A 22,044-nucleotide genomic window follows, 5' to 3' on the forward strand; every position below is an offset into this window, starting at 1 on the left:
ACTAATTATTTTACAAATTAGGCACTTTAATCACATCACCAATGCGAAGCTGAGTAGAAGGTGTCAAATTATTCAGCTCAGCCAAGAAATTGGTTTCTAAACCATATTTACTCGCAAGGCCGATCAAGGTATCGCCACGCTTCACTTTGTATTCCACAACAGTTTTTGGAATCACAATATTCTGACCGCGCTGTAAGTTAGCATTTGCTTTTAATGCATTCATTTCAGCCAGTTCACGCACTGAAATACCAGCACGGCTCGCAATACTATTTAAAGACTCACCAGATTTAACCGTATATCTTTCAGTGTTTTTACCAGCAGCAACCATTTTAGTTGAAGACTTAGTATCTACTTTAGCTGTTTCAACTGTAGGCACATCACCCGTTAGCTTTAAACGCTGCCCCACACGAACGCTACTGTTGCGTGAAAGACCATTTAATGAAGCAAGGTAGTCCAACTGTAAGTGGTAGCGATTAGCGATATTACCTAAGCTATCACCAGATTTAACTGTATAAGTTTCCGGTGTTTCTTCTTTGGCGTTTTTAGAAGATTTAGTTGGCGCTTCTTCAACCGTACCTGTTAGTTTTAAGCGTTGACCAGCACGCAAACCAGCAGTACGAGACAAACCGTTTAGGTCAGCCAAATAGCTTGTTTGCAAATTATATTTACTCGCAATCGCATTTAAGCTATCGCCAGACTGTACAACGTATTGTTCTGGAACACTTAAGCCTGCCGGTACTTTTAAAGTTTGACCAAGCTGTACATGGCTATTTGCTTTTAAGTTATTTAACTCGGCTAACTCAGCCAAGCTAATTTTTGATTTAGTTGCAATACTCGATAAAGTATCACCACGTTGTACTTTATAGCCTTCTGTTTTATAAGAAACACTTGCTGATGCTTTCTCAGATTTACTAGAAGCCTTAGTTTCAGCAACTTCATCTACAGAAATATCTTGTGTAGGCACATTAATTTTTTGGCCTACCATCAAGTTGCTACCGGCAGTTAACCCTGGAGTTAATTCAGCAAGTTCCTGATTAGAGAGCGCATAACGATCTGCAATCAATTTAAGATATTCACCGCGCTTCACAGTATAGCTTTTAGTTGCTATACGTTTTGCACTTGCCTGAATAGCTTTCGGTTCTACTTTAGCACTTGAGCGACTATTTTTTGGTTCTTTTAACTGTAGTTTTTGCCCAACAAATAAGCCATCAGTCACTGATAAATCGTTATATTCAGCCAATTGTCTTAATGACAAATTAAACTGGTTAGCCACACCGCTTAAGCTATCGTTAGCCTGAACGACATATACATCTGGTTTAGCTGTGCTTTTTGAAGTCGTTTGAGTTTCTTGTGGCTTAGCATCATAAAGGTAAAGCGTTGAACCAACATATAACGTCTTTTCAGGATCAATCTGGTTCCACTTAGCAACATCGCGCCAGTTTACGCCGTTTTTCATCGCAATAACGGCTAAAGTATCACCCGGTAAAACTGTATAGGTACTACGTTTGCCTTTTGGCTGTACAACCACTACATCTGTATCAGTTTTAATGTAAGGCTTGTCTTTATTGCGCTGCCCATCTTCAGAGTTAGCTACAGTCACATCTTCAGCTAAAGTTTTTGGATATGCAAAACCTTTACTTACTTCTTTACCTTGTTGCTCTGCAACTGATTGGCTTGTTTGAATCGCAGTTAACTTAATTTTGCCATCATAAGGATCAACAATTTCTGTTCCTTGTGGTGCAATAGCTTTTAACTCAGCAACTACTTGATCTTTTTCAGCCTGCGTTGGTTGTGGCTCTAAAGCTTGTTGAACTGTTTCTTTCTCACCTTCAGCTCGAACTGCCGCTAAAATCTTTTCACGTTCTGCAGCCGAGATTGGTGGCTCTGTCTTCACTTGCTTAATATTTGCCGCAGGTGTCACAGCAACAGGAATACGTGGAGCACTTGGTACATCAGCCGAAGCTGCAAACGCGGCTAAAGCATCAGACCCACGAGGAGTTGAAGTTTTTACCGTGGTAGAGCTACTCGTTGTTTTAGTAGGTGTAGACGGTTTAACCGGTTGAACCTGATTTGCAGGCGTGGTTTTAATTGTCACAGATGTTGAAGCACTTACATCTGGCTTAGATGGTGAGGTCACATTTGCCCACCAACCTGAACCACCGCCTGACTTCATACCTTTTAATTTATTATCAATTGAAGGACTTAAATCGGCTGGAATCAAGATACGCATTGGACTCGCTGGGTCTACCATTTCACCACGATATCCCGGGTTTAATGCATAGAGTTCCGAACGACTTAATCCAGCTACAGAAGCAATTTCATTTAAAGATAAAGGTGCAGATAAAGTCACTTCACGGAAATGGGGTCTATTTGCAATTGGTGGTAAAGAAATACCGTAAGCTTTTGGATTTTTAATAATTTGGGCAACAGCCAAGAAACGAGGAACATAGTTCATGGTTTCTTGAGGTAATTTTAAAGACCAATAATCAGTTGGTAAACCTGCTGCCTGATTTCGGTTAATTGCTTGTTGAATACGTCCAGGTCCAGCGTTATAAGCTGCTAAAGCAAGCTCCCAAGAACCGAATTGGTTATATAAGCTTCCTAAAAACTCATAGGCGGCACGAGTCGACTCAACAACATCTCGACGGCCATCATACATGCCTGTTTGCTTTAAGCCATAAATACGGCCAGTACTCGGAATAAACTGCCATAAACCTGCTGCGGCTGCGCTACTTGTTGCAGCTGGGTCATATGAACTTTCAATTACAGGTAAGAGTGCAAGTTCTGTCGGCAAACCACGGCGTTCAGCTTCTTTAACTGTATGGTACAAATAACGACTTGCGCGGGCACTTAAACGATCAAGATATGGCTGACGAGAAATAAACCAACTACGCTGAGCTTCAATACGCGAATCCCAATGGTTCAAATCCATTTTGAAACCCACAGACATACGTTTCCAGACATCGCCATGCTTTAAAATAAGCAGACGGTCACCCTCTACAGCACGCATATCAGTTGCTGAAAGTAAGTCTTCTAATGAATCAAGACTACTCGCATCTAAATAACCTGCACCACTGACCTGTTTCGATTTTGAGGTTTTTGCAGATTGCGGAGTCGATGAACAGCCTGTTGTAATACCCAACGCAGCTAACGCAGAGCTAAGTACGGTAATTTTAAACAATGATGCTGCAGATGGCTGCCACACAAATGTGGTTGGTTTATACATAAAAACTTCCAAACAACTCGCGTAATATTTTTTTGGGGTCTGCCCACAAACCCTAGGTCTTCGATGCCATTGTAGTAAAGCATGCAAGATAGACAAGGCAATAATTTAATGTCATTTGCATGGAAATGTTACAAGAAATTAAAAAAACCTTGCTTTGATACGATGGAACCGAACTTTTTGCGTATACAATACACCATATTCAGTTCTTTTTCTTTTAGTTTAGGTTTCGATTTATGTCTCAAACAATCACACTGTATGTTGATGGTGCATGTCGTGGCAATCCGGGTTTAGGTGGTTGGGGCGCATATGTCATTACTGAGCAGGGTGAACATAAATTATTTGGCGGTGAACCTGATACGACCAATAACCGTATGGAACTTACTGCTGCTATTGAAGGTGTTTCATTTTGCCCAGCCGATGCACATTTGATTATCTGGACAGATTCAAATTATGTGAAGCAAGGTATTACTGAGTGGATTCATGGCTGGAAAAAGAAAAACTGGAAAGATGTAAAAAATCCTGACCTTTGGCAGAAATTAGATGCTGTCTGTGCAGGTAGAAATATTGAGTGGAACTGGATTAAAGGCCATGCAGGACATCCAGGTAATGAAATGGCAGACCAGCTTGCTAATTTAGGTGCAGACAAAACTGCGAAAGAACTCAAGCAACCACAGTCTGCCACTGTATCGCAAGATATAAAAAAGCCTGAACAGGACTGGTTACTAGATGACCCTTTCGGGTTTGATCTGGCTGACGCAACAGAAGAAGAAAATATCCATCTTGAAGCATCTGAAGAAGTTGAGATGATTATTGTGGAAGAAGAAATTAATGAAGTTGAAACTGTCGAACAAGAAAGTAAGCAGCCAACCAATAACATTCATCCTCAAATCGTTGTGACCGAAGCCAAGTTAAAATTACAAGGTCCTCGACAACTGATTCTCGATACGGAAACTACTGGTTTTTATTTCCAAGATGGCGACCGCATTATTGAGGTGGGCGCGATTGAGATGATTAACCGTAAGCTTACGGGTAGCTCGATTCATATTTATATTAACCCACAAAAACCAGTGGGAGACTCAGAAAACGTCCACGGTATCAGTGATGATTTCTTAAAAGATAAACCGCTCTATGCGGACATTGCTGACACCTTATTTGACTATCTCAAAGGTGCAGAGATTATTGCCCATAACGCGACCTTCGATATGAACTTCCTTGATATGGAGTTTAAACGCGTAGGGCTTCCTGCACTTTCTGAAGTATGTGAGGTAACAGATACTTTAGCTTTAGCGAAAAACAAACATCCTGGACAAAAAAACTCCCTTGATGCGCTTGTAAGACGTTATGAAATTCCAGCACGTGACCGTACTTTCCACGGCGCATTACTCGATGCTGAAATTCTTGCTGATGTTTACTTGGCAATGACTGGTGGTCAGGTTTCTTTTGATATAGATGCCTTATCTCAGAGTGAAAATAGCCAGCAAACAACCAATAGAAGCAGAGTTCAAATTGACCTCCCTGTAATTTACCCTTCAGATGAAGAGTTAAATACACATGAGACTTGGGTCAAAGAATATGAGGAAAAACACGGAGAACCTTGCCTTTTTGCAAAATAAATTTTTGATTCTTTAGTGTTTTTAGCTTTTCCCCTTTGTAAGTTAAGTTATATTAGTCGCATAGATTTTTAGCTCAAATTATTGAGCACTACGAATATAACAATTGATTTTTTTGCAAAGGGGAACGTTTATGTCTGAGCATACGTCGATTCATTTCGATCCAACAGCTTTACTCATCATTAAACATGAAATTGATCGTTCAATAAAACTGGTTGAAGGTGCAGTAAGTACCTTAATTGAAGAACAAACCCTCCCTTTTGGTATTGATGATGCATTAGAACAGTTTAAGCAATGCACTCAAGTTCTACGCTTAATTGATGTTCCTTATCTTGCAAAAATCACTCAATATTCGACTGAGTTGATGCAAAAAATTATTGCGAATCCAGCCCAAATCAATACGGATGATGTTGTTGCCCTAAGCGAAGGCACGACCATGGTAAAGCGTTATATTGAATTTATCTGTTTGCGCGAAATACAAGTTCCACAGTTTCTTCTTACGACCTTAAATAATTTAGAATTAGCTTTAAATAAACCACTGACTACATCGGGACAAGCTATTGCTCCTTTACTTGCAAATACTTCGCTTGAACTACCCTTGCCTGAAATATTAATTAGTGAAAAAACTCAGTTCATCCATCAACTATACAAACTATCTCTACACCAATTTTTAAAAAAGACAGCCTCAGCTCAGAATTTTCAAGCCTTTAAACTTATTGCAACCTATTTGGTCAGCATGGCGAACACTCAGCCAAGCCAAAAATATTGGCAGCTCGTCAATTACGCTTTTAACCATATTGATGACCTACTTTTAAATGATTCACGCCTACGTGTACTGATTAATATTGAAAGTCATATTGCTCTATTTTTAGCAGCGCCCGAAAGTTTTGAACCTAATTTAGCGGCATTCGCAGATATTTTAAGTATTGTCATCGCTCAAGAAGATGAGATTGCTCACCATATTCGTAACCAACTTCATATTGGTGATGAAACACCGACTGATACTCAATTACTCGTTTTAAGTCGCCATCTCTTTGGTCCTGACTTTGACACGATGCACACAGTCAGCCAATTAATCTTGGATGAAATGAATAAGGTGCGGAACGATATTGAATACAACTACCAAAATATGTCGCCTGAAAAAGCACAGCAACTACAAGCGAACCTTTTACAACTGGCTCATACCTTTAGACTACTAAACCTTGATGAAGCCGCCTCTGCTCTTTCTCAACAAGCCAGCAGTTTAAGTCAACTTAACATTTTAAGTGATGAAAACTATGCTCAGCAGCTGATGAACAGCATTTTATCTGCTATGAACTCAATTGGTATTTTGGTACGCAATTACACGTCAAATCGTCTACAACTTAGCGTAAATAATACGGCTATTTCTTTAGATCGTCTTGATGAAGCTCACCAAGCTTTGCTTACTGAGACAAAAAATTTAATTGATTTTATCTGCCAAAGTCTTACGTTGTATGCCAATGATCAGACACAAAATATTGAAGCGATTGCAGGTTCATTAAAAGAGTTAGCAGGTGCAGCCGAATTTTTAGGAAGCACGACTCAACAACATGCTTTACTCCAAACTGCCCAATTTGTTCAAGAGCAACTTGAACAAAGCCAGCCTTTTAATACAGACCAAATTCACTGTATTTTTAACGTATTGGCAGGCATTGACATGTTAGTTGACAATTTAAAAAATAAACAACCTGTTCTACAATCCATGTTTAATGTAGCATTGTCGAGTAGTCAACAACTTCAAAAAAAGGCAGCTTAATGTCTGAATTATCACTTGCTTATATTTTCCATCATCAACAATTACTGGTTGACCAGAATCTCCAGCTACCCAAAGTCGAAAAGTTAGCAAGTGATTTACTTTTCACTCATGATGAGCAGGTCATTGCACGTGACTTGCTTGCTGAGGAACCTATCCCCGAAGGCTTACAACTTGTTCCAATTCGCCAGCTTATTACCAGCTGGTCGAAAGAACAGTTTTTACAAGCGAGCCGAGCGGTTCAATTACTTGAATGGCGACGTAACCATAAGTTTTGTAGCCACTGTGGACATCCGACAGAAGTTCATCCGACCGAATATGCAATGGTATGCCCTTCTTGTCGCTACCACCAATATCCTCGTGTAAACCCTTGCATTATTACCGTCATCACTCGTGGTGATGATGAAATCTTGCTGGCTAAGTCAGTTCATAACAAAACCAATATGTATGGTTTGATTGCAGGTTTTGTTGAGGTAGGCGAAACACTTGAAGAGGCAGTACAACGTGAAGCCTTTGAAGAAGTCGGTTTAAAACTTAAAAATATTCAGTATATGTCCAGCCAGCCTTGGCCATTCCCGAGTAACCTTATGGTGGCATTTCGGGCAGAATATGAGTCCGGTGAAATTAAGCTTCAAGAAGAAGAAATTGCAGATGCACAATTCTTCAAAATTGATCAATTACCTGAGATTCCGTTTAAAGGAAGTATTGCTCATTCAATGATTATGCAGATTACCCAAGCTGGGTAATCTGCCGTGTTTTAAACGAGACTCTCGTTTAAAACACTTCTTCGAGAAAATGTAAGATCGTTCTTTTCGTTCTGAAATAGTGGCTAATAAAGCTAGAAAGACTGGCCAAAATTGTAATATGTCCAGTTTTAGGAATCACAGCGATATGGCTGTGATTTCCACTCTGTCTTAAAGCCCGATCCAAATCAAACGTATTCTCTTTGCCGACAAGCTGATCATTTTCAGCCATGAGCAAGTAATGTTTAATACTATTTTGATTGACGAAATAGTATGGCATCACTTCTTGATAAGAAATACTTTGATCAAAAGCATCTTCGGCAAGTGGATCACCCTTATAATCAAAATGATAAGGTCCAGCTAAACCGAAAATCGCCTTAATATTTCCTAAACATTGAATAGGATTTGGCGTTGGGTGATAAACAGCAGACATTACATTAAATGCTCCTGCCGAATGTCCCATAAGCACAACATTTTCTGTAGAAATTTCTAGCTTGTCTTGGTTTTGATGTAAATAATTCAATGCCTGTGTCAGGTCATCAACAAAACTCGGAAAAATATTTTTAGGCGCTAATTGATAGTTAATAACTGCAACGTCATAACCTTCTTTAGCAAACGTCTCACCAATAAAAAGATAATCCCGCTTATTACCATGTTGCCAAGCACCACCATGTACAAAAACAATAAGGGGCTGATGTGCTAGTCTTTTAACAGATCGGTAAATATCCAAACGGTGACGCGGCTTTAGACCATAACGTACATTTGCGACCTGTTCAAAACCATCTTTTGGCGTAAAACGGTTTAAAGCAAAACTCCCCAAATCATAAAGGCGGAACTCTTTATAAAGAGTTCGCGCCTGTTCAATTTTACTTTGTAGTTGTTCAATCAGATTCATATATTACTGTGCATTCGAAGCTGGATCTGTTTGGTCAGGATCAATTGCAACAGGAGTTTGAACTGTTGGTTGAGCAATGACGTTATTAATAATTGGTGTAGTTGTTGCACTAGCAGTACTCGCCGCTGGCGCAGGTGCTAAATCAACGTTATCAATGAGTGTCACAATTTTGGTCACGTTACCAACATTTTGAAGCACATTATTTAAATCATTAATTTCAGCTGTATTTAAACGGCCCATTACATATAAAACACCATCTTCGGTATGGACAAGTACTTTACTGTCCGATACAACTGGCGCTTTCATTAAAAGAGCACGTGTATTTGCAGTTACACCAGCATCTTGCATGATCGTGTTATAGCTGACCTTATTACCCACGGTAATGTAGTTATGTACAGCTTTTACATCACTCATGGCTTTAAGATTGTCTTCTGCCAATTGTTTCAAGTATGGGTCTGGCACTTGTCCTGTTAATAAAACAGTACTATGGAAACTTTCGATATTAATACGTGATTGTTTAAAACGCTGATCAAGCTTATAGAGGTTAATATTCGCTGTACGTTTAATTGAAGAATCAATGAATACCTGACCTAAGCTACGTACACCACTATCTGTTCCGACTGGAGCTGTACCTGTTCCACCAGAAATAAAACTTGCGCAACCTGACAAACTTGCGACACAAAGCGCTGTTACAGCAATACGTTTCAACACTCCACCAGACTCCTATCAATCTCTTCTTGGCTTGATCATAAAACATCGGTTTTAATTTGCTCAAAAGAGTAATGAACTCTTAATCCAAAGTAAATGCATTTTCGATCCATTGCAGATCATAATGGAAATTTGAAAAGTCTTGCTGTACTGTTTTTGCAATTTTCTGTGGAAAATCAAAACAAATCACATCAAAACGACAATAAAAATCCTGATAAGATGGGTAGCGCTGTAAAAAACGCATCGCGGTTTTAATAATTTTCTTCTGCTTTGTTCTTGTCACCATTTCGCAAGCCTGCCCATAATTTCCTATAGTACGTGCCTTTACCTCAACAAAAACCAGCTCTTGCCCTCTTTTAACAATCAAATCCACTTCACCACGGCGTGAATGGTAATTACTGGTTACCCATACATAGTTTTGCTTTTGCAATAGGTTTAAAGCTGTTTGCTCTGCCCATTTCCCCAACTGCTGCGCTATTAACATTTTTATCTTCCCCAAATTAAAAGTAGCACCACATATTTTGATGCTTAAATTATTTCGTTAAATCCACCCGTACTTTTTGATTTAAATTGAACAAATGAAAATCAGATCATTTTGGAAAAGCAAAGGTTGGCAGACATTGTTCACGCCCAAATCATAATTTCGGGTAAACTACCCCATTAAAATTGTTTATCTGTACGGAGTAAAACCAAATGAGTGCTCAGTTATTCGTTGTAGCCACCCCAATCGGGCACTTAGATGATATGACTTTCCGTGCAATTGATATTTTAAAATCAGTTTCTATCGTAGCTGCCGAAGATACTCGTCAATCAGCACAATTATTTAAGCACTATAATATATCGACCCAACTTACTGCATGTCATGATCACAATGAAAGTAATAAAATTGAGCAGTTAGTTCAAAAATTACTTGCAGGCGATAACATTGCTTTAATTAGTGATGCCGGTACACCACTTATTAGTGACCCTGGTTTTAAGTTAGTTCGAGCTGCTCAAGAACATGGCATTAAAGTTGTTCCTGTGCCTGGCGCATGTGCTGCAATTGCCGCTCTAAGTGCAGTAGGTCTACCGAGCGATCGTTTTAGTTTTGAAGGATTTTTGCCATCAAAAGCTTCTCAACGTATTTCTCAATTAGAAAAACTCAAAAATGAAACTCAGACCTTAATTTTCTATGAAGCACCACACCGTATTTTAGAATGTGTAAAAAATATGGCTGAGGTATTTGGTGAAAACCGCCCTGTAGGTTTCGCACGTGAAATTACCAAAACCTTTGAAACCATCAAAAAAATGACTTTAAAAGATTTGGTCAGTTTTATAGAAAATGATCACAACCAAGAAAAAGGCGAAATTGTTCTTGTAGTAGGCGGTGCACCAGAAAAAACAGATCTGGAACAAGAAAAACTAGATGAGCTTTTAAAGCGCTTACTTCAAGATTTATCTGTTAAAGCGGCATCTCAACTGGCTGCTGATTTAACAGGAGTTAAGAAAAAAGTCGCTTATCAACGTGCGCTTGAGTTAACACAATCTTAATCTTTTGATTAAGCACAGTGATGAACAATAAATAGCCTTCATCATCACTGTGCATGAATTTTGCATAATAATATTAAAGATAAAAATAAGAGTATTTACATGAATGTACAGCTTGGAAAACTTGGGCCGCATGAAGAGTGTGAACTAGAATTACTACTTTCAGGCGAGAAACCCATCGCTTTGTTTTATGATCTATTACCTACCGAGTTTTTAGAGCATCTCGAGCAAGGTACTTTATCTATGCTGAGTAAAGATATTGAAACCTCTTTACCTTTACCATTTTCAATTATGCTGATCTATAAAAATGCTCCTTTAGCAGATTTAAATGAACTTGTGTTATGTATTGAAAAATCACTAAAGGAGACTCAACTCGAAGATCGCTTAGAACTTGACCGTAGAATCGGACAACTTTTAGGTTACTCAACACAAGATATAGAGTTTTATATTCAGCATGTTTCAAATTTTTATGCCCGCTCAGGGACTTAAATTTATCTCAATATCTTTTTTGCTGACTGAACAATTGTTTCAGTTAATACATCAAGTTGCTGTGACTGTCTTTTCCAGTGGTGCCAATATAAAGGAACATCAAGTTCGGCTTCAGGCATAATATCAACAAGTGTTCCATTTCCGAGTAGTGGCTGAACCTGCAACTCGGGCACCATGCCATAGCCTAAACCTAATTGAATTGCTTTGACGAAAGCATCTGTTGCTGGAATAAAACTATAAGGATAACTTTGCATCGGTAAACCGTATCCTTTTAGTAAGACCTCTGAATGCATTAAGTCTTTATGATTAAAAATAACTGCTGGTGCTTTTCTTAATGTGTCTCTATTCACTCCGGCACTAAACCATTTATTTACAAATTCAGCAGAGGCCAACATTTTATAACGCATTTTTCCTAGTGGTTGAGCTAAACAACCTGACATGACCTGCTCTTCTGCCGAAATACAGGCATTGACTTGTCCTGTCTCCAATAAAGTGTGCGTGTGAGATTGATCATCAATTTTTAGTTCTAACACGATTTTTTCTTTAAAAAGTGTTTGCTGAATATTTGGTAAAAGCCAAGTAGCTAATGAATCTGCATTTGAAGCTAGAGCAATTTTATAAAATTCAGATTCAGATGATTTTCCCATCAAACCTTGTAATAAATTTTGCTCCATTAATCTCGTATGACGTAAATGTTGCAATAAAGTTTGCCCCGCTTGAGTGAGCACACAAGGGCGGCCCCGGATAATGAGTATTTGTCCTAAATACTTTTCTAAAGCCTGTACGCGTAAGGACACTGCTGATGGCGTAATATATAAATGCTCCCCTGCCGCATCAAAACTTCCCAATTCTGCGACTGCAAGAAAGGCTTCACATTGTTTGCTATCTAACATATCAAACCTAAATTTTTTTTAGCCAAACCTAAATATTCTTAATTTTACTTATTTCTTGATAAAAAGTCAGATAATTCCCATATCTGATTTTTTCACCTTATTGTTATGTTCTCTCTTAGTATATTTTTTAAAGGTTTCGGTATTGGCAGTGGGCTTATCGTAGCAATTGGAGCTCAAAATGCTTTTGTCCTCAAACAAGGACTTAAACAGCAATATGTATTTTGGTTGTGTTTAATCTGCGCTCTGTCCGACTCAATTTTAATTGCCTGTGGTGTATTAGGCTTTGCCGAAATCATGACGGCATCACCTATCTTAATTACCGTAGCTAAATATTTAGGGGCAACGTTTTTATTAGTTTACGGTGCCAAAGCATTTTATGCTGCATTTAAGACTACCCAAAGTATGGACCTTGATAGCAGTCAAAAACAAACATTAACTCAAGCATTAGTGACCTGTCTTGCCTTTACTTGGCTTAATCCTCATGTCTATTTAGACACTATTGTTCTGATTGGTTCAGTTGCAACTCAGCTTGAAGACAAAGTGAGTTTTGCTTTGGGCAGCATTCTTGCCTCTTGGGTTTTCTTTTTTAGTTTGGGCTATGGTGCAAGATTATTAAAGCCACTATTTACCAATCCCAAAGCTTGGAAAATTTTAGATTTCATTATTGGTTGCGTTATGTGGAGTATCGCTATAACCCTCTTGTTTTAACGGCTTAAAATTAAAAAAGGATCATAAAAAGATCCTTTTTTATTACTCTTTAGTATTACGCTTCACTGGCAACTATAACTCTTGCCTGTTTTCTTTCTTGTTGTGACTGTTTTATAACAGCATAGCCAGAAGATACACCCAAGTATGCAATGACAAAGGCAACAAATAAATCGGGAAATACACTGCCTGTTCCAAATACCCCAACCGCCGCTAAAATTACAGCAATATTGGCAATTGAGTCATTTCTACTGCACAACCAAACAGAGCGCATGTTGGCATCCCCATCACGAAATGCATAAAGCATAAGCGCCACAGAAACGTTAGCAATTAGAGCCATTACACCAATTGCCCCCATCACCATTGGTTCGGGTGAAACACCATAAAAATACGACCAGATCACTTTCGCAATGACAAAAACGCCGAAAGCCGCCATCGTTATTCCTTTAACTAATGCCGCTGTCGCACGCCAATATAAACTCATCGAAAGAACGACTAAAGATAATGCATAGTTTGCTGCATCTCCGGCGAAGTCCAATGCATCTGCCCAAAGTGAAACAGATTGGGCCTTATAACCTCCCAATATTTCTACAACAAACATTAAAGCATTGATTACAAGTGCAATCCATAAAGCTTTTCTAAAACGCGGACTCACTTTCTTTGAAGGAGAACATGTTGAAGCACAACCACATCCAGCCATTTTATTTCCTCAAAAACTCTTTTATAGTGATTAAAAACCCTCGAGTAGCTCCAGAGTCAAGTCTTATGAGTTTTTCTATTGGTCAATTATCAAAAAAAGCGGATATTCCAATTGATACGATCCGTTATTACGAAAAAGTAGGTGTGCTGGACCGTATTCAGCGCTCAGAAAATAATTATCGTGTTTACACCGAACAAACACTTGCAGACCTTTTATTTATTAAGCATTGCCGTGAATTAGATATTTCACTGAGTGATATTAAAACGTTAAAAGAAATGAAAACTCAGCCTAAACAGGCCTGCACAGAAATTGATAATTTAGTCGATAAATACTTAAAAGAAGTATCAGAAAAAATCGAACGATTATTACTTTTAAAAGAATCTTTAATTGATTTAAAACAGCATTGCTCTACCAATCGAACAGTAGATGAATGCGGGATTTTGAAAGAACTTCAAAATGCGCCTTAAAAATAAAAAAAGCATCACTCATGTGATGCTTTTTAGGATTAATGGTCGCTATGTTCATCTGGAGGAACTTCGGTAATTCTCCCCCCTCGAGCTAAAAATGCGGCAACTTCATCTTCCAGCGCTTGGCGCTGTTTTTGCTTAGCAGTCACAGTCAGTGTTTCTGCCTCAGCAATATCAGTATCATTAATACTGCTTGCTTCTTCATCAGCTGCACCGCTTTCAGCTGCTTTCGCTTCATCTTCATCTACAGCAGAATCTTCTGCATCTTCATAATCATTGATATCTGACATTTTTCACTCCCCAGAATGATTTCTATTGCATCATCGCTATGGTCCTAAGACCTCAGAAATTTAGCAATCTCTTTGCATTTAGCAAAGAGCCAAATTGGTCAAATGTGTATCTTTTTCAACCCAATTGGTAATGATATATAAATGATTGTTTAAAAAATATCTACTGATATTTATTTAGACCAGTAGAGCATAAACTTCGTAATTATTTTAACGACTATACTGGGTGTTTTGTAAAGACCCTAAACCGTTTGCTTGTTGCATAAAACGCTCTTTTAAGAAGGAAATTTGTTCAACTTGCTTGAGTCCCACATTCCGAGCCCAGATAAATGGAAATAGCTCACTACTTTCCAACCAGCCAATTGCCGACATGCTATGCATCATTGCATCATTTTGGCCTTTACGGTGATGCTCATAACGCAACAATGTCTGTTCATTTGCCCATACTCCACGCGCCAAGTCATGTAGTAATGCATCACAGAGTACAGCCGCATCTAAACAACCAATATTTACCCCTTGTCCAGCAAGTGGATGAATCACATGTGCTGCATCCCCAATTAAAGCTAAACCAGCTTTCACATACTGTTTTGCGGCGCGCGCTTTGAGCGGGAATTGTGCTCTTGAACGTACATCTAACACTTCACCCAACATATGTTGGCTTTCTCGAGTTAAAAGCTGCATAAACTCATGATCGGTTAAAGCAGAATATTCATCGGCATAATCATCAGGTAGTGTCCAGACAATTGATTGCCAGTAGCCATTTTCACTTTCTTCAAGACTAGCCATCGGTAAATAGGCTAAAGGCCCTGTAGGTAAGAAAATTTGACGAGCAACATGATTGTGGGGTTTAGATGTTTTAATGGCACAACTAATCGCTGCTTGCTTGTAATCTAAGACATCTAGGTCAATAAAGGCCTGTTCTCGTACAAATGAATTGGCACCATCTGCCCCAATCAGTAGTTTTGTTTTAAGTGTCGAACCATCTGCCAATTGAATATGCCAACAACCAACACCCTGCTCAATGCGAGTCACACGAACCTGAGTACGATAATCTTTTAGTTGCTCAAGCATTTTTTGCTGAATGGCAACATTCAATACACTTGGCTCAACCATAGAACCCAAGGACTGTTCTGGCATTGGTCTTTGTACGGACTCATGGCCAAAATTAATTTCACCATAGCCATTCAGATTCCATACCTGCATTCCTGTATATGGCATTTGACGTGCTAGATCATTCCAAACATTGACAGTTTTAAGTAAATGAATGGTCGCTTGGCTCAGTGCTAAAACACGCGGGTTCATCACACTTAGTGTTTTTTCAACATCCAGTACAGGAGCAGCATCAAGCACAGTAGGCTGTACACCACCTTGTGCAAGTAATAAAGCTGTTAAACCACCAACCAGTCCACCACCAACAATGACAACATCTAGTACTTCACTCATGCTTTTAACCCCATTGCATAGTTCGCTACCAGTGGTTTAACTCCCGGAATGACATCGAATGCAATTAATCCCGTATTACGAATTAATTTTAATAATGGATTTTGGTTACTAAAACCACGAACCACGGTGTCACAGAACTTAATCACTCGCTGTTGATCTGACAAACGGGCTTGTTCATAAGCCAGTAAATTATCTGGGTTACCAATATCATCAGAAGTAGTTAGCTGGTTCACTAAATAACGCACTAAAACATCCGCATCACGTAGACATAGGTTAAAGCCCTGTCCTGCAACAGGATGGATTGTATGCGCCGCATTCCCCATTAAAATAACGCGTCCGACTGCTTGTTTATGTGCAAGCACTTGTGAAAGCGGATAACTAAAGCGTTTACCCGTCTTTTCAAATTTACCCGCTCTGTCACCATAAGTTTTTTGCAAAGCATCTAAAAAGTGTTGGTCGTTTTCTTCACCTAACCACTCACCTTCAGTGCCTTTTTTAACAGGCCATACAACCGAACGGCGATATTCGCCCGGTAAAGGCAATAAAGCTAAAGGACCTAATGCACTAAAACGCTCAAAACCGACTTGTTCATGGGGTTTTGAAGTCTGAACAGTAGTGACAATTGCAACCTGATCATAATCATGAACATCAACACCGACGCCAATTGCCTGACGACAGAAAGAGTCACGTCCATCTGCGGCAATTAATAGCTTTGACTCAAGTTTTAAAACTTCATCACCACGCTTGGCCTCAATATGTACTTGCTCAGCATCTTGAGTTAAAGCAGTCACTTGAACGCCATCAATCAGCTCAATCAAAGGCTGCTGACGTACTTGAGTCAATAAAACACGACCCAACCAAGCATTTTCAATCACCTGCCCAAAGCTTTCGACTTTTTCTTGTTCTGCAATTAATCGTGCCTTACCAAAACTACCTTGTTCAGTAATGTGAACTTGTAGAATTGGAGTCGCGTGCTGCTGTAATGCATCCCATAACCCCAGCTTCTGATAAATCTGGACGCTACGACGCGATAAAGCCGTATTACGCGCATCGAAACTGGAATGATAAGGGGCAACATTTTGATCATCATAGTTTGGGTATTTCACAGCTTCTAACAGCTTTACTGCAATATTAGCCTTCGCCAGCATGAGTGAAAGGCTAAGTCCAACCATTCCCCCACCTACAATAATCACTTGTTGTTGCATCGAGTTGTGCTCCTTTGGCGAGTACGTTTAATTATGATTTAGCTTGCGCCATTAAATGTTCAATATCTGCAATATTTTTAACTACATCAGCAGTTAAAACTCGCGGACCTTTTGATGTTGCGACCACATCATCTTCAATACGAATACCAATACCACGCCATTTTTTATCTACAGTTTCATCATCTGGTGCAATGTATAGGCCTGGTTCAACGGTAACGACCATACCTTCTTCATATTGACGCCAGTCTTCACCTTTTTTGTAAGACCCGACATCATGTACATCCATTCCTAACCAATGGCCTGTACCATGCATATAAAACTGACGGTATGCTTCAGTTTCGATAAGTTCGTTAATATCACCTTTGAGCAAACCTAACTCAATTAGGCCTTCGGTTAAAATTTTAACGGCTACTTCATGAGGCTCACGGTACGAATTACCAATGCGTACTGCATCAATCGCCGCATATTGAGAAGCCAATACAACTTCATATAATGCTTTTTGTTCAGCACTAAACTTACCATTTACTGGAAAAGTACGGGTAATATCTGACGCATAGAACTCATATTCGCATGCAGCGTCAATTAAAACTAAATCACCGTCTTTAAGAGGTTGGTTATTTTCAACATAGTGCAAAATACAGGCATTAGCCCCACCACCAACAATACTGTTATAAGATGGGACACAGCCGTTTTGCCCAAATATATAATTGAGCTCGGCTTCTAGTGCATATTCCATCATGCCAGGGCGAACAGTTTGCATCGCGCGGGTATGTGCCTGAGCACTAATTTTTGAAGCAACTTGCATCAGCTCAAGTTCTTGTGGTGACTTGATTAAACGCATTTCATCAACAATACGGTCGAGCTGAATCAGTTGAGCCGGAGCACCCTGATGTCGATGCTCAGCATCTGCTTTTTTAATCCACTGACTCACTCGTGCATCAAACGCAGCATTTTGCCCAATCCGATAATAAAGACGTTCTTTATTTAATAACTTTTCAATAATTTCTTCATCAAGCAGATCAATTGCATAGGCTTCATCTGCATCATAGTCTTCGATTGCACCGTCAATTCCGGCACGGTAACCATTCCAGATTTCCATCTCGCGGTTACGTTCACGGCAAAAAAGACTATAGCTATAATCAGTTACATCCTCAAAAGTTTCAATAACTGCAACTGCCTCAGGCTCAGCAAAGCCCGTCAAATAGAAAAAACTACTATCGGCGCGGAATTTATAATCCGCATCACGATTACGGTACATCTCCTCACGCGTTGCAATAATTGCAATACTGTTAGGACCCATTTTTTCTGCTAAACGGTCTCTACGATGTTGAAAATCAGCTTGAGGCAATTTCATAATGATCTACTTGATTTAGAATTTTAAAGTCAAAAAATAAAATACAACCAATAACACATCGCCTCAATTAGCTTGGACGATGTGGTGTGAACATTTCTACAATATTCTGATCTGTACCTAGAGCCGCAGTTTTACTTTTTGCATGAAAGTTTTTCAATAATGAACTTTCAGCTACAGTGATTTTTTTTCTGCCAATAGACAAGCTCACAGGGATTAAGCGTACAAATTCATACAATTCTTCGTAACTGCTTTCACCTTCCTCATCATTGTCAGAATCTTCAAATTCAACTGCTGCAACATCTTGAAGGTGTTCAATCAATTCACGCTCATCACTACGAACATGACCCGATGCCAAACCAAAACCTAACACAACACCCGCACACCAATCAGATAATGCTTGCACACGCTCTTGAAGTAGATGTTCATCATCTGGAAGCATTGGTAGATAGTCTAATTCATCTTCAGATAAAGCATGAACCACATCTTCTGCTTCGTCAGTCAAAAGCGCTAAAGCATCTTCACTTAACTCTGGCACATTAAGGGTTGTTAAAATTTGTGACCATTCTTCACGCGTAGGCGCTTCTGTCACACAAACAATACCTGTTAACAGACCATGTAACTCACTAGGGCTTGAAATTTCTTCAATTCCTTCAAAATGAGCGTTCCAATCTGTCCAGCCTGAAATATCGTCTTGCATTCGTTTATCCAATCTCTATACTTTGTATATATTACCTTTGATTGCAATTCTGTGCGACCTCGTTATGTTAGAACAATTACAGCGGCTACAAGCGCATATTAGCGTTTTAAAAACACGCTTACATCATTTAGAGAGTGAACATGCGGCACTCTCGGAAGCTAAAGAACTGGCTGAAACAGAGCATCACGCACAAGTTGTGCAAAAAAATAGTATTATCACTAAAAAACAAGAGGAAATTGAGTCGGTAACTGAGCAACTTTCTCAGTTAAAAGGCCAATTTCAACAATTGAATCAAGATGCTAACACACTTGCCGAACGTTATAGCCGATTAGAAAAAAGTACGACTGATTTAAAAAATCGTTTTCAAGAAATTCTTGCAGAACGAAATGAATTACGTGTTGCAAAAGAGAAGTTACAAGCCCACCAGCGTCAAACCCAACAAGAGCTGCATGATTTACAACAAGATCGTGACCGTTTGTTACAAAAAAATGAGCTTGCCAAATCAAAAGTTGAAGCCATTATTCAGCGTTTAGGAATTTTAGGCACTGCTCAAGATCAACACGCTCAAGAAATCCAGCAACTTGCCCATCCTAATGCTGAAACTGGTGAGGAGATCCAATCATGAGTGAACAAGTCATGGTAGAGCTTAGGCTGATTGAGCAGACTTTTAGACTCGCGACTACCTCAGATAAAAAAGATGAACTTGAACGCGCTGCACAACTTCTCAATGAGAAATTTAATGACATGCGCCGTAGTGCCCCACGTGTTGAGCACAACAAACTAGTCATTATGGTCGCTCTACAGTTAACTCAAGAAGTGCTGAATCTTAATAAATCTTTGCAGGAATACACTCACTGTGAACGCCTACTGCAAGCGATTTTAGAAGATGTGGAACAAGTTATTTAAATAAGCTTTGATTACGACAAAATGCCTTGCTCTATAAATCATAGATGCAAGGCTTTTTTATTTTTGACTATCAACTACAGTTGAATATCGTTTTATCTACTTTCAATGTACAAAGCTTCATCAAACGCAAACTAAGTTTACAGTTCCCTAGGCTCAAGTGATTGCCAACATAGTTAGATCGGTTATACTTAAGCTATCTCTGGGATGTTCGCCAGCGGGTCTATTCCCCTGCCGATACTTAAACTTATGGATTGCGTTCTGTATATTTAGAGTGTATGCCTACCTTCGAGTAGGAAACCCAGCAAGTATACGTCGCGTCCACCTTGAACTCATCGGGTTCAGGGTAACGACACATGCAGCGGCATCTTCGGAGCATTTACTTTTAATTAAATAATAAAATTTCAAATATTTATTTTAATTTGCCTTTTAATACAGACCTGTCGGTACGATATTTTCTCAAGCATTCAATAAGCATCACATTATTATTTTAGAGATGAACGAGTCTCTGCATTCAAAATTACTTTTCTTTTCTACTCAGGCATTCTTGATACCAAGCTGTTTGAAAATCTTCTATCGCTTTTCGTTTAAAGAAGCTGGTCTTGAATACTTTGGTTGAATAAGCAGAAGTAATTAAATCTTGATAAAGTTGTTTTGCCTTTGGATCTTCAAGACTATTCGCTATATGCTGCAAGTCTTCAGATGGGACTTTTTGTTGACGCGCTTCCATGACAGTATAAGAAACTTTCTTCACCACATTACAAATTTCGGGGTCATTTACACTTTCATCGGCATAACAGCCAAAAGTTAAAAAACTAAGAAAAAATAATTTAAACTTCATATACCTACCTTATTTTTATAGCTTTAAATTAATTACAGAGTTTTATTATTAATAAAGAAATAGGAAATTGATCCCTATTTCTTTTAAATGTGTTTATGCTGGATTAATCACATAAAAATAAATAATTAGACCTACTAAAACGGTTGAAGCGATCGTTAAGTATGTACCAACTGTATTAAAACTCTGTAAGAACTTTAAGATTTCCATATCTAAATCCCCTAAACTTTCACTTATATAGATAGAAGAAAATTTACCACAACCCAATAATGCCAATCAATTCACATTTATCGGATTTTTTGAGATTAAATTCAATTCAAAATTATTGAGTACATCTAATTGCAAAAGCATCCTTATAGTAGTCAGTCGCACTTTTCAAATCCGCTAATAATTTGTCTTCGGTATAAGGTTTAGGCGAAATTTTTATTAAGGCAGGCGTATATTGGGTCTTATAAACTTCTGGATAGTCATGACATAAGATTTTGACTCTAACTTCTTGAGGTGTATTCGGGTTATCTAGTTGATCTAGAAACTCTCCTATTTTACGGTCAGATTCTTCAAATTGAGCTTTATAGTCAACTTCAGCAGCTTCAGGTTCTGTTTGTTTTGTACACCCACCAAGTAGCAGACTAGCGCTTATTGTAATGGTTAAAATTTTTAACTTCATAGGCTTAACAATTTCACATTCATCCTTTTAAATATTCTTATCTGATTAAATGTAAATAAATACTGGTAATACGTAAAGAAATAGAATTTTTTATCACTAAAGAAAATACCTTGTATCAAGTAAATTTAAAGTTATTTCTTAATTAGTTCTCTATTTCCATAAATCTTAAGAAAAATAGGTATAATTTTGCTCGACTGATCTCAAATCTTTGTTAGATTTACGCATGAATGAACTTAGTTTTATTAGAAAAAATTTAAGATCTAAAAGACGCTCTTTGTCCCCATTGGAGCAAAAAAAAGCTCAGCTTAATGTTCTCCATCATTTAAACAGTCTTGCTATTTTTCATTCATCAAAAAAAATTGGTTTATATTTACATGCCTTCGGAGAAGTTCATACAGATCTGATCATAAAGTTATGTTTTCAAAAAAATAAACAAGTTTATTTACCTATGATTTGTTCTATGAACCAACGTTTAGTCTGGGTAAGAATATCTAAAAACCAATATGTAAATCGACGTTTTTCTCATCATCCATTGGGTATGAAAGAACCCATGGCAACAAGAGGAAAACATGTATCAAAACTTGATTTACTGTTAATGCCACTTTTAGCTTGTGATCAATACGGTACGCGTATTGGTATGGGAGGCGGCTATTATGACCGTACATTGGCTAGTGCAAAACATAAGCCTTATCGTTTGGGAATGGCTCATCAATTTCAATTTATTGGACATACTTTAAAACGTCAAAGTTGGGATCAACCCTTAGATGCTTTACTCACCCCTCAACATATTTATTATTTTAAAAGATAATATTTATAGAAAATTAAAATTAGTCTTAAGTTTTTAATGCCCCTAAAATCATAAAAGTAACCACCCTAAGGATGGTTACTTCTACGTGACAGACCGATTTACCAA

24 protein-coding genes and 1 other RNA gene are annotated in these 22,044 nt (G+C 38.5%); 11 read left to right on the forward strand and 14 right to left on the reverse strand.

Features of this window, described 5'->3' with window-relative positions:
* Positions 1-10: 10 nt before the first annotated feature.
* Complete coding sequence (locus tag RMB06_RS17250; protein WP_311080530.1) at positions 11-3,226, reverse strand: LysM peptidoglycan-binding domain-containing protein; 3,216 nt, start codon at positions 3,224-3,226, stop codon at positions 11-13.
* A gap of 233 nt (positions 3,227-3,459) precedes the next feature.
* Between RMB06_RS17250 and dnaQ the strand changes: the two genes are divergently transcribed.
* From dnaQ to nudC, 3 genes are all read left to right on the forward strand, one after another.
* Positions 3,460-4,839, forward strand: coding sequence for a DNA polymerase III subunit epsilon (dnaQ, locus tag RMB06_RS17255; RefSeq protein ID WP_311080531.1), 1,380 nt, complete (start codon positions 3,460-3,462; stop codon positions 4,837-4,839).
* A gap of 130 nt (positions 4,840-4,969) precedes the next feature.
* A complete protein-coding gene (locus tag RMB06_RS17260; RefSeq protein WP_311080533.1) occupies positions 4,970-6,613 on the forward strand; it encodes a chemotaxis protein in 1,644 nt (547 codons plus the stop codon).
* Positions 6,613-7,356, forward strand: a complete 744-nt coding sequence (nudC, locus tag RMB06_RS17265) for an NAD(+) diphosphatase (protein ID WP_005070517.1) — start codon at positions 6,613-6,615, stop codon at positions 7,354-7,356. Before RMB06_RS17260 ends, nudC begins: the two co-directional genes overlap by 1 nt.
* A 28-nt stretch (positions 7,357-7,384) precedes the next feature.
* On the opposite strand, the gene RMB06_RS17270 is transcribed toward nudC, so the two are convergent.
* From RMB06_RS17270 to RMB06_RS17280, 3 genes are all read right to left on the reverse strand, one after another.
* Positions 7,385-8,248, reverse strand: coding sequence for an alpha/beta hydrolase (locus tag RMB06_RS17270; protein ID WP_311080535.1), 864 nt, complete (start codon positions 8,246-8,248; stop codon positions 7,385-7,387).
* 3 nt (positions 8,249-8,251) lie between these two features.
* Positions 8,252-8,959, reverse strand: coding sequence for a BON domain-containing protein (locus RMB06_RS17275; RefSeq protein ID WP_002117601.1), 708 nt, complete (start codon positions 8,957-8,959; stop codon positions 8,252-8,254).
* Positions 8,960-9,038: 79 nt separating this feature from the next.
* On the reverse strand, positions 9,039-9,440 hold the full coding sequence (locus RMB06_RS17280; protein WP_014206105.1) for a YraN family protein: 402 nt from the start codon (positions 9,438-9,440) through the stop codon (positions 9,039-9,041).
* A 209-nt stretch (positions 9,441-9,649) separates the two neighbouring features.
* On the opposite strand from RMB06_RS17280, the gene rsmI reads away from it, so the two are divergent.
* Together rsmI and RMB06_RS17290 are read left to right on the forward strand one after the other, a co-directional pair.
* Entirely contained in the window at positions 9,650-10,486 is an 837-nt protein-coding gene (gene rsmI / locus RMB06_RS17285) for a 16S rRNA (cytidine(1402)-2'-O)-methyltransferase (protein WP_005075551.1), read from the forward strand.
* 99 nt (positions 10,487-10,585) lie between these two features.
* A complete protein-coding gene (locus tag RMB06_RS17290; protein ID WP_057062162.1) occupies positions 10,586-10,972 on the forward strand; it encodes a hypothetical protein in 387 nt (128 codons plus the stop codon).
* A 2-nt stretch (positions 10,973-10,974) separates the two neighbouring features.
* Here RMB06_RS17290 and RMB06_RS17295 read toward each other — a convergent pair whose 3' ends face one another.
* Positions 10,975-11,865 carry a LysR family transcriptional regulator ArgP gene (locus RMB06_RS17295; RefSeq protein ID WP_311080538.1) on the reverse strand — a complete coding sequence of 297 codons (891 nt, stop codon included), beginning with the start codon at positions 11,863-11,865 and terminating at the stop codon, positions 10,975-10,977.
* A gap of 105 nt (positions 11,866-11,970) precedes the next feature.
* Between RMB06_RS17295 and RMB06_RS17300 the strand changes: the two genes are divergently transcribed.
* On the forward strand, positions 11,971-12,573 hold the full coding sequence (locus RMB06_RS17300) for a LysE/ArgO family amino acid transporter (RefSeq protein WP_002117603.1): 603 nt from the start codon (positions 11,971-11,973) through the stop codon (positions 12,571-12,573).
* Positions 12,574-12,628: 55 nt separating this feature from the next.
* On the opposite strand, the gene RMB06_RS17305 is transcribed toward RMB06_RS17300, so the two are convergent.
* Complete coding sequence (locus RMB06_RS17305; protein WP_218660189.1) at positions 12,629-13,270, reverse strand: cation transporter; 642 nt, start codon at positions 13,268-13,270, stop codon at positions 12,629-12,631.
* Positions 13,271-13,335: 65 nt separating this feature from the next.
* On the opposite strand from RMB06_RS17305, the gene RMB06_RS17310 reads away from it, so the two are divergent.
* Entirely contained in the window at positions 13,336-13,737 is a 402-nt protein-coding gene (locus tag RMB06_RS17310) for a Cd(II)/Pb(II)-responsive transcriptional regulator (RefSeq protein WP_108008607.1), read from the forward strand.
* A 38-nt stretch (positions 13,738-13,775) separates the two neighbouring features.
* Here RMB06_RS17310 and RMB06_RS17315 read toward each other — a convergent pair whose 3' ends face one another.
* From RMB06_RS17315 to RMB06_RS17335, 5 genes are all read right to left on the reverse strand, one after another.
* Entirely contained in the window at positions 13,776-14,027 is a 252-nt protein-coding gene (locus tag RMB06_RS17315) for a hypothetical protein (RefSeq protein WP_002117665.1), read from the reverse strand.
* Between the two features lie 207 nt (positions 14,028-14,234).
* A complete protein-coding gene (locus RMB06_RS17320; RefSeq protein WP_311080544.1) occupies positions 14,235-15,467 on the reverse strand; it encodes an FAD-dependent monooxygenase in 1,233 nt (410 codons plus the stop codon).
* Entirely contained in the window at positions 15,464-16,672 is a 1,209-nt protein-coding gene (gene ubiH, locus RMB06_RS17325; protein WP_039757206.1) for a 2-octaprenyl-6-methoxyphenyl hydroxylase, read from the reverse strand. Before ubiH ends, RMB06_RS17320 begins: the two co-directional genes overlap by 4 nt.
* 31 nt (positions 16,673-16,703) lie before the next feature.
* Positions 16,704-18,026 carry a Xaa-Pro aminopeptidase gene (pepP, locus tag RMB06_RS17330; protein WP_101663871.1) on the reverse strand — a complete coding sequence of 441 codons (1,323 nt, stop codon included), beginning with the start codon at positions 18,024-18,026 and terminating at the stop codon, positions 16,704-16,706.
* A gap of 67 nt (positions 18,027-18,093) precedes the next feature.
* The gene (locus tag RMB06_RS17335; RefSeq protein ID WP_002117501.1) at positions 18,094-18,723 is read right to left on the reverse strand and encodes a UPF0149 family protein; all 630 of its coding nucleotides are present in this window, start codon (positions 18,721-18,723) and stop codon (positions 18,094-18,096) included.
* Positions 18,724-18,787: 64 nt separating this feature from the next.
* On the opposite strand from RMB06_RS17335, the gene RMB06_RS17340 reads away from it, so the two are divergent.
* The 3 genes from RMB06_RS17340 (at position 18,788) to ssrS (ending at position 20,007) form a co-directional block, all read left to right on the forward strand.
* The gene (locus RMB06_RS17340; protein ID WP_002117619.1) at positions 18,788-19,348 is read left to right on the forward strand and encodes a hypothetical protein; all 561 of its coding nucleotides are present in this window, start codon (positions 18,788-18,790) and stop codon (positions 19,346-19,348) included.
* On the forward strand, positions 19,345-19,629 hold the full coding sequence (locus tag RMB06_RS17345) for a cell division protein ZapA (protein ID WP_311080549.1): 285 nt from the start codon (positions 19,345-19,347) through the stop codon (positions 19,627-19,629). The genes RMB06_RS17340 and RMB06_RS17345 overlap by 4 nt, the downstream gene beginning before the upstream one ends.
* Before the next feature lie 193 nt (positions 19,630-19,822).
* Positions 19,823-20,007, forward strand: a non-coding RNA gene (gene ssrS, locus RMB06_RS17350) — 6S RNA.
* Positions 20,008-20,146: 139 nt separating this feature from the next.
* Here ssrS and RMB06_RS17355 read toward each other — a convergent pair.
* The 3 genes from RMB06_RS17355 to RMB06_RS17365 form a co-directional block, all read right to left on the reverse strand.
* Entirely contained in the window at positions 20,147-20,467 is a 321-nt protein-coding gene (locus RMB06_RS17355) for a hypothetical protein (protein WP_005070549.1), read from the reverse strand.
* Positions 20,468-20,560: 93 nt separating this feature from the next.
* Positions 20,561-20,674, reverse strand: coding sequence for a hypothetical protein (locus tag RMB06_RS17360; protein ID WP_002117788.1), 114 nt, complete (start codon positions 20,672-20,674; stop codon positions 20,561-20,563).
* A gap of 112 nt (positions 20,675-20,786) precedes the next feature.
* The gene (locus RMB06_RS17365) at positions 20,787-21,131 is read right to left on the reverse strand and encodes a hypothetical protein (RefSeq protein WP_311080552.1); all 345 of its coding nucleotides are present in this window, start codon (positions 21,129-21,131) and stop codon (positions 20,787-20,789) included.
* 223 nt (positions 21,132-21,354) lie between these two features.
* Between RMB06_RS17365 and RMB06_RS17370 the strand changes: the two genes are divergently transcribed.
* Positions 21,355-21,939 carry a 5-formyltetrahydrofolate cyclo-ligase gene (locus tag RMB06_RS17370; RefSeq protein WP_141315042.1) on the forward strand — a complete coding sequence of 195 codons (585 nt, stop codon included), beginning with the start codon at positions 21,355-21,357 and terminating at the stop codon, positions 21,937-21,939.
* Positions 21,940-22,044: the final 105 nt, after the last annotated feature.

It is taken from the genome of Acinetobacter sp. V104_13 (genome assembly GCF_031798995.1).
Taxonomy (GTDB): Bacteria; Pseudomonadota; Gammaproteobacteria; order Pseudomonadales; family Moraxellaceae; genus Acinetobacter; species Acinetobacter pittii.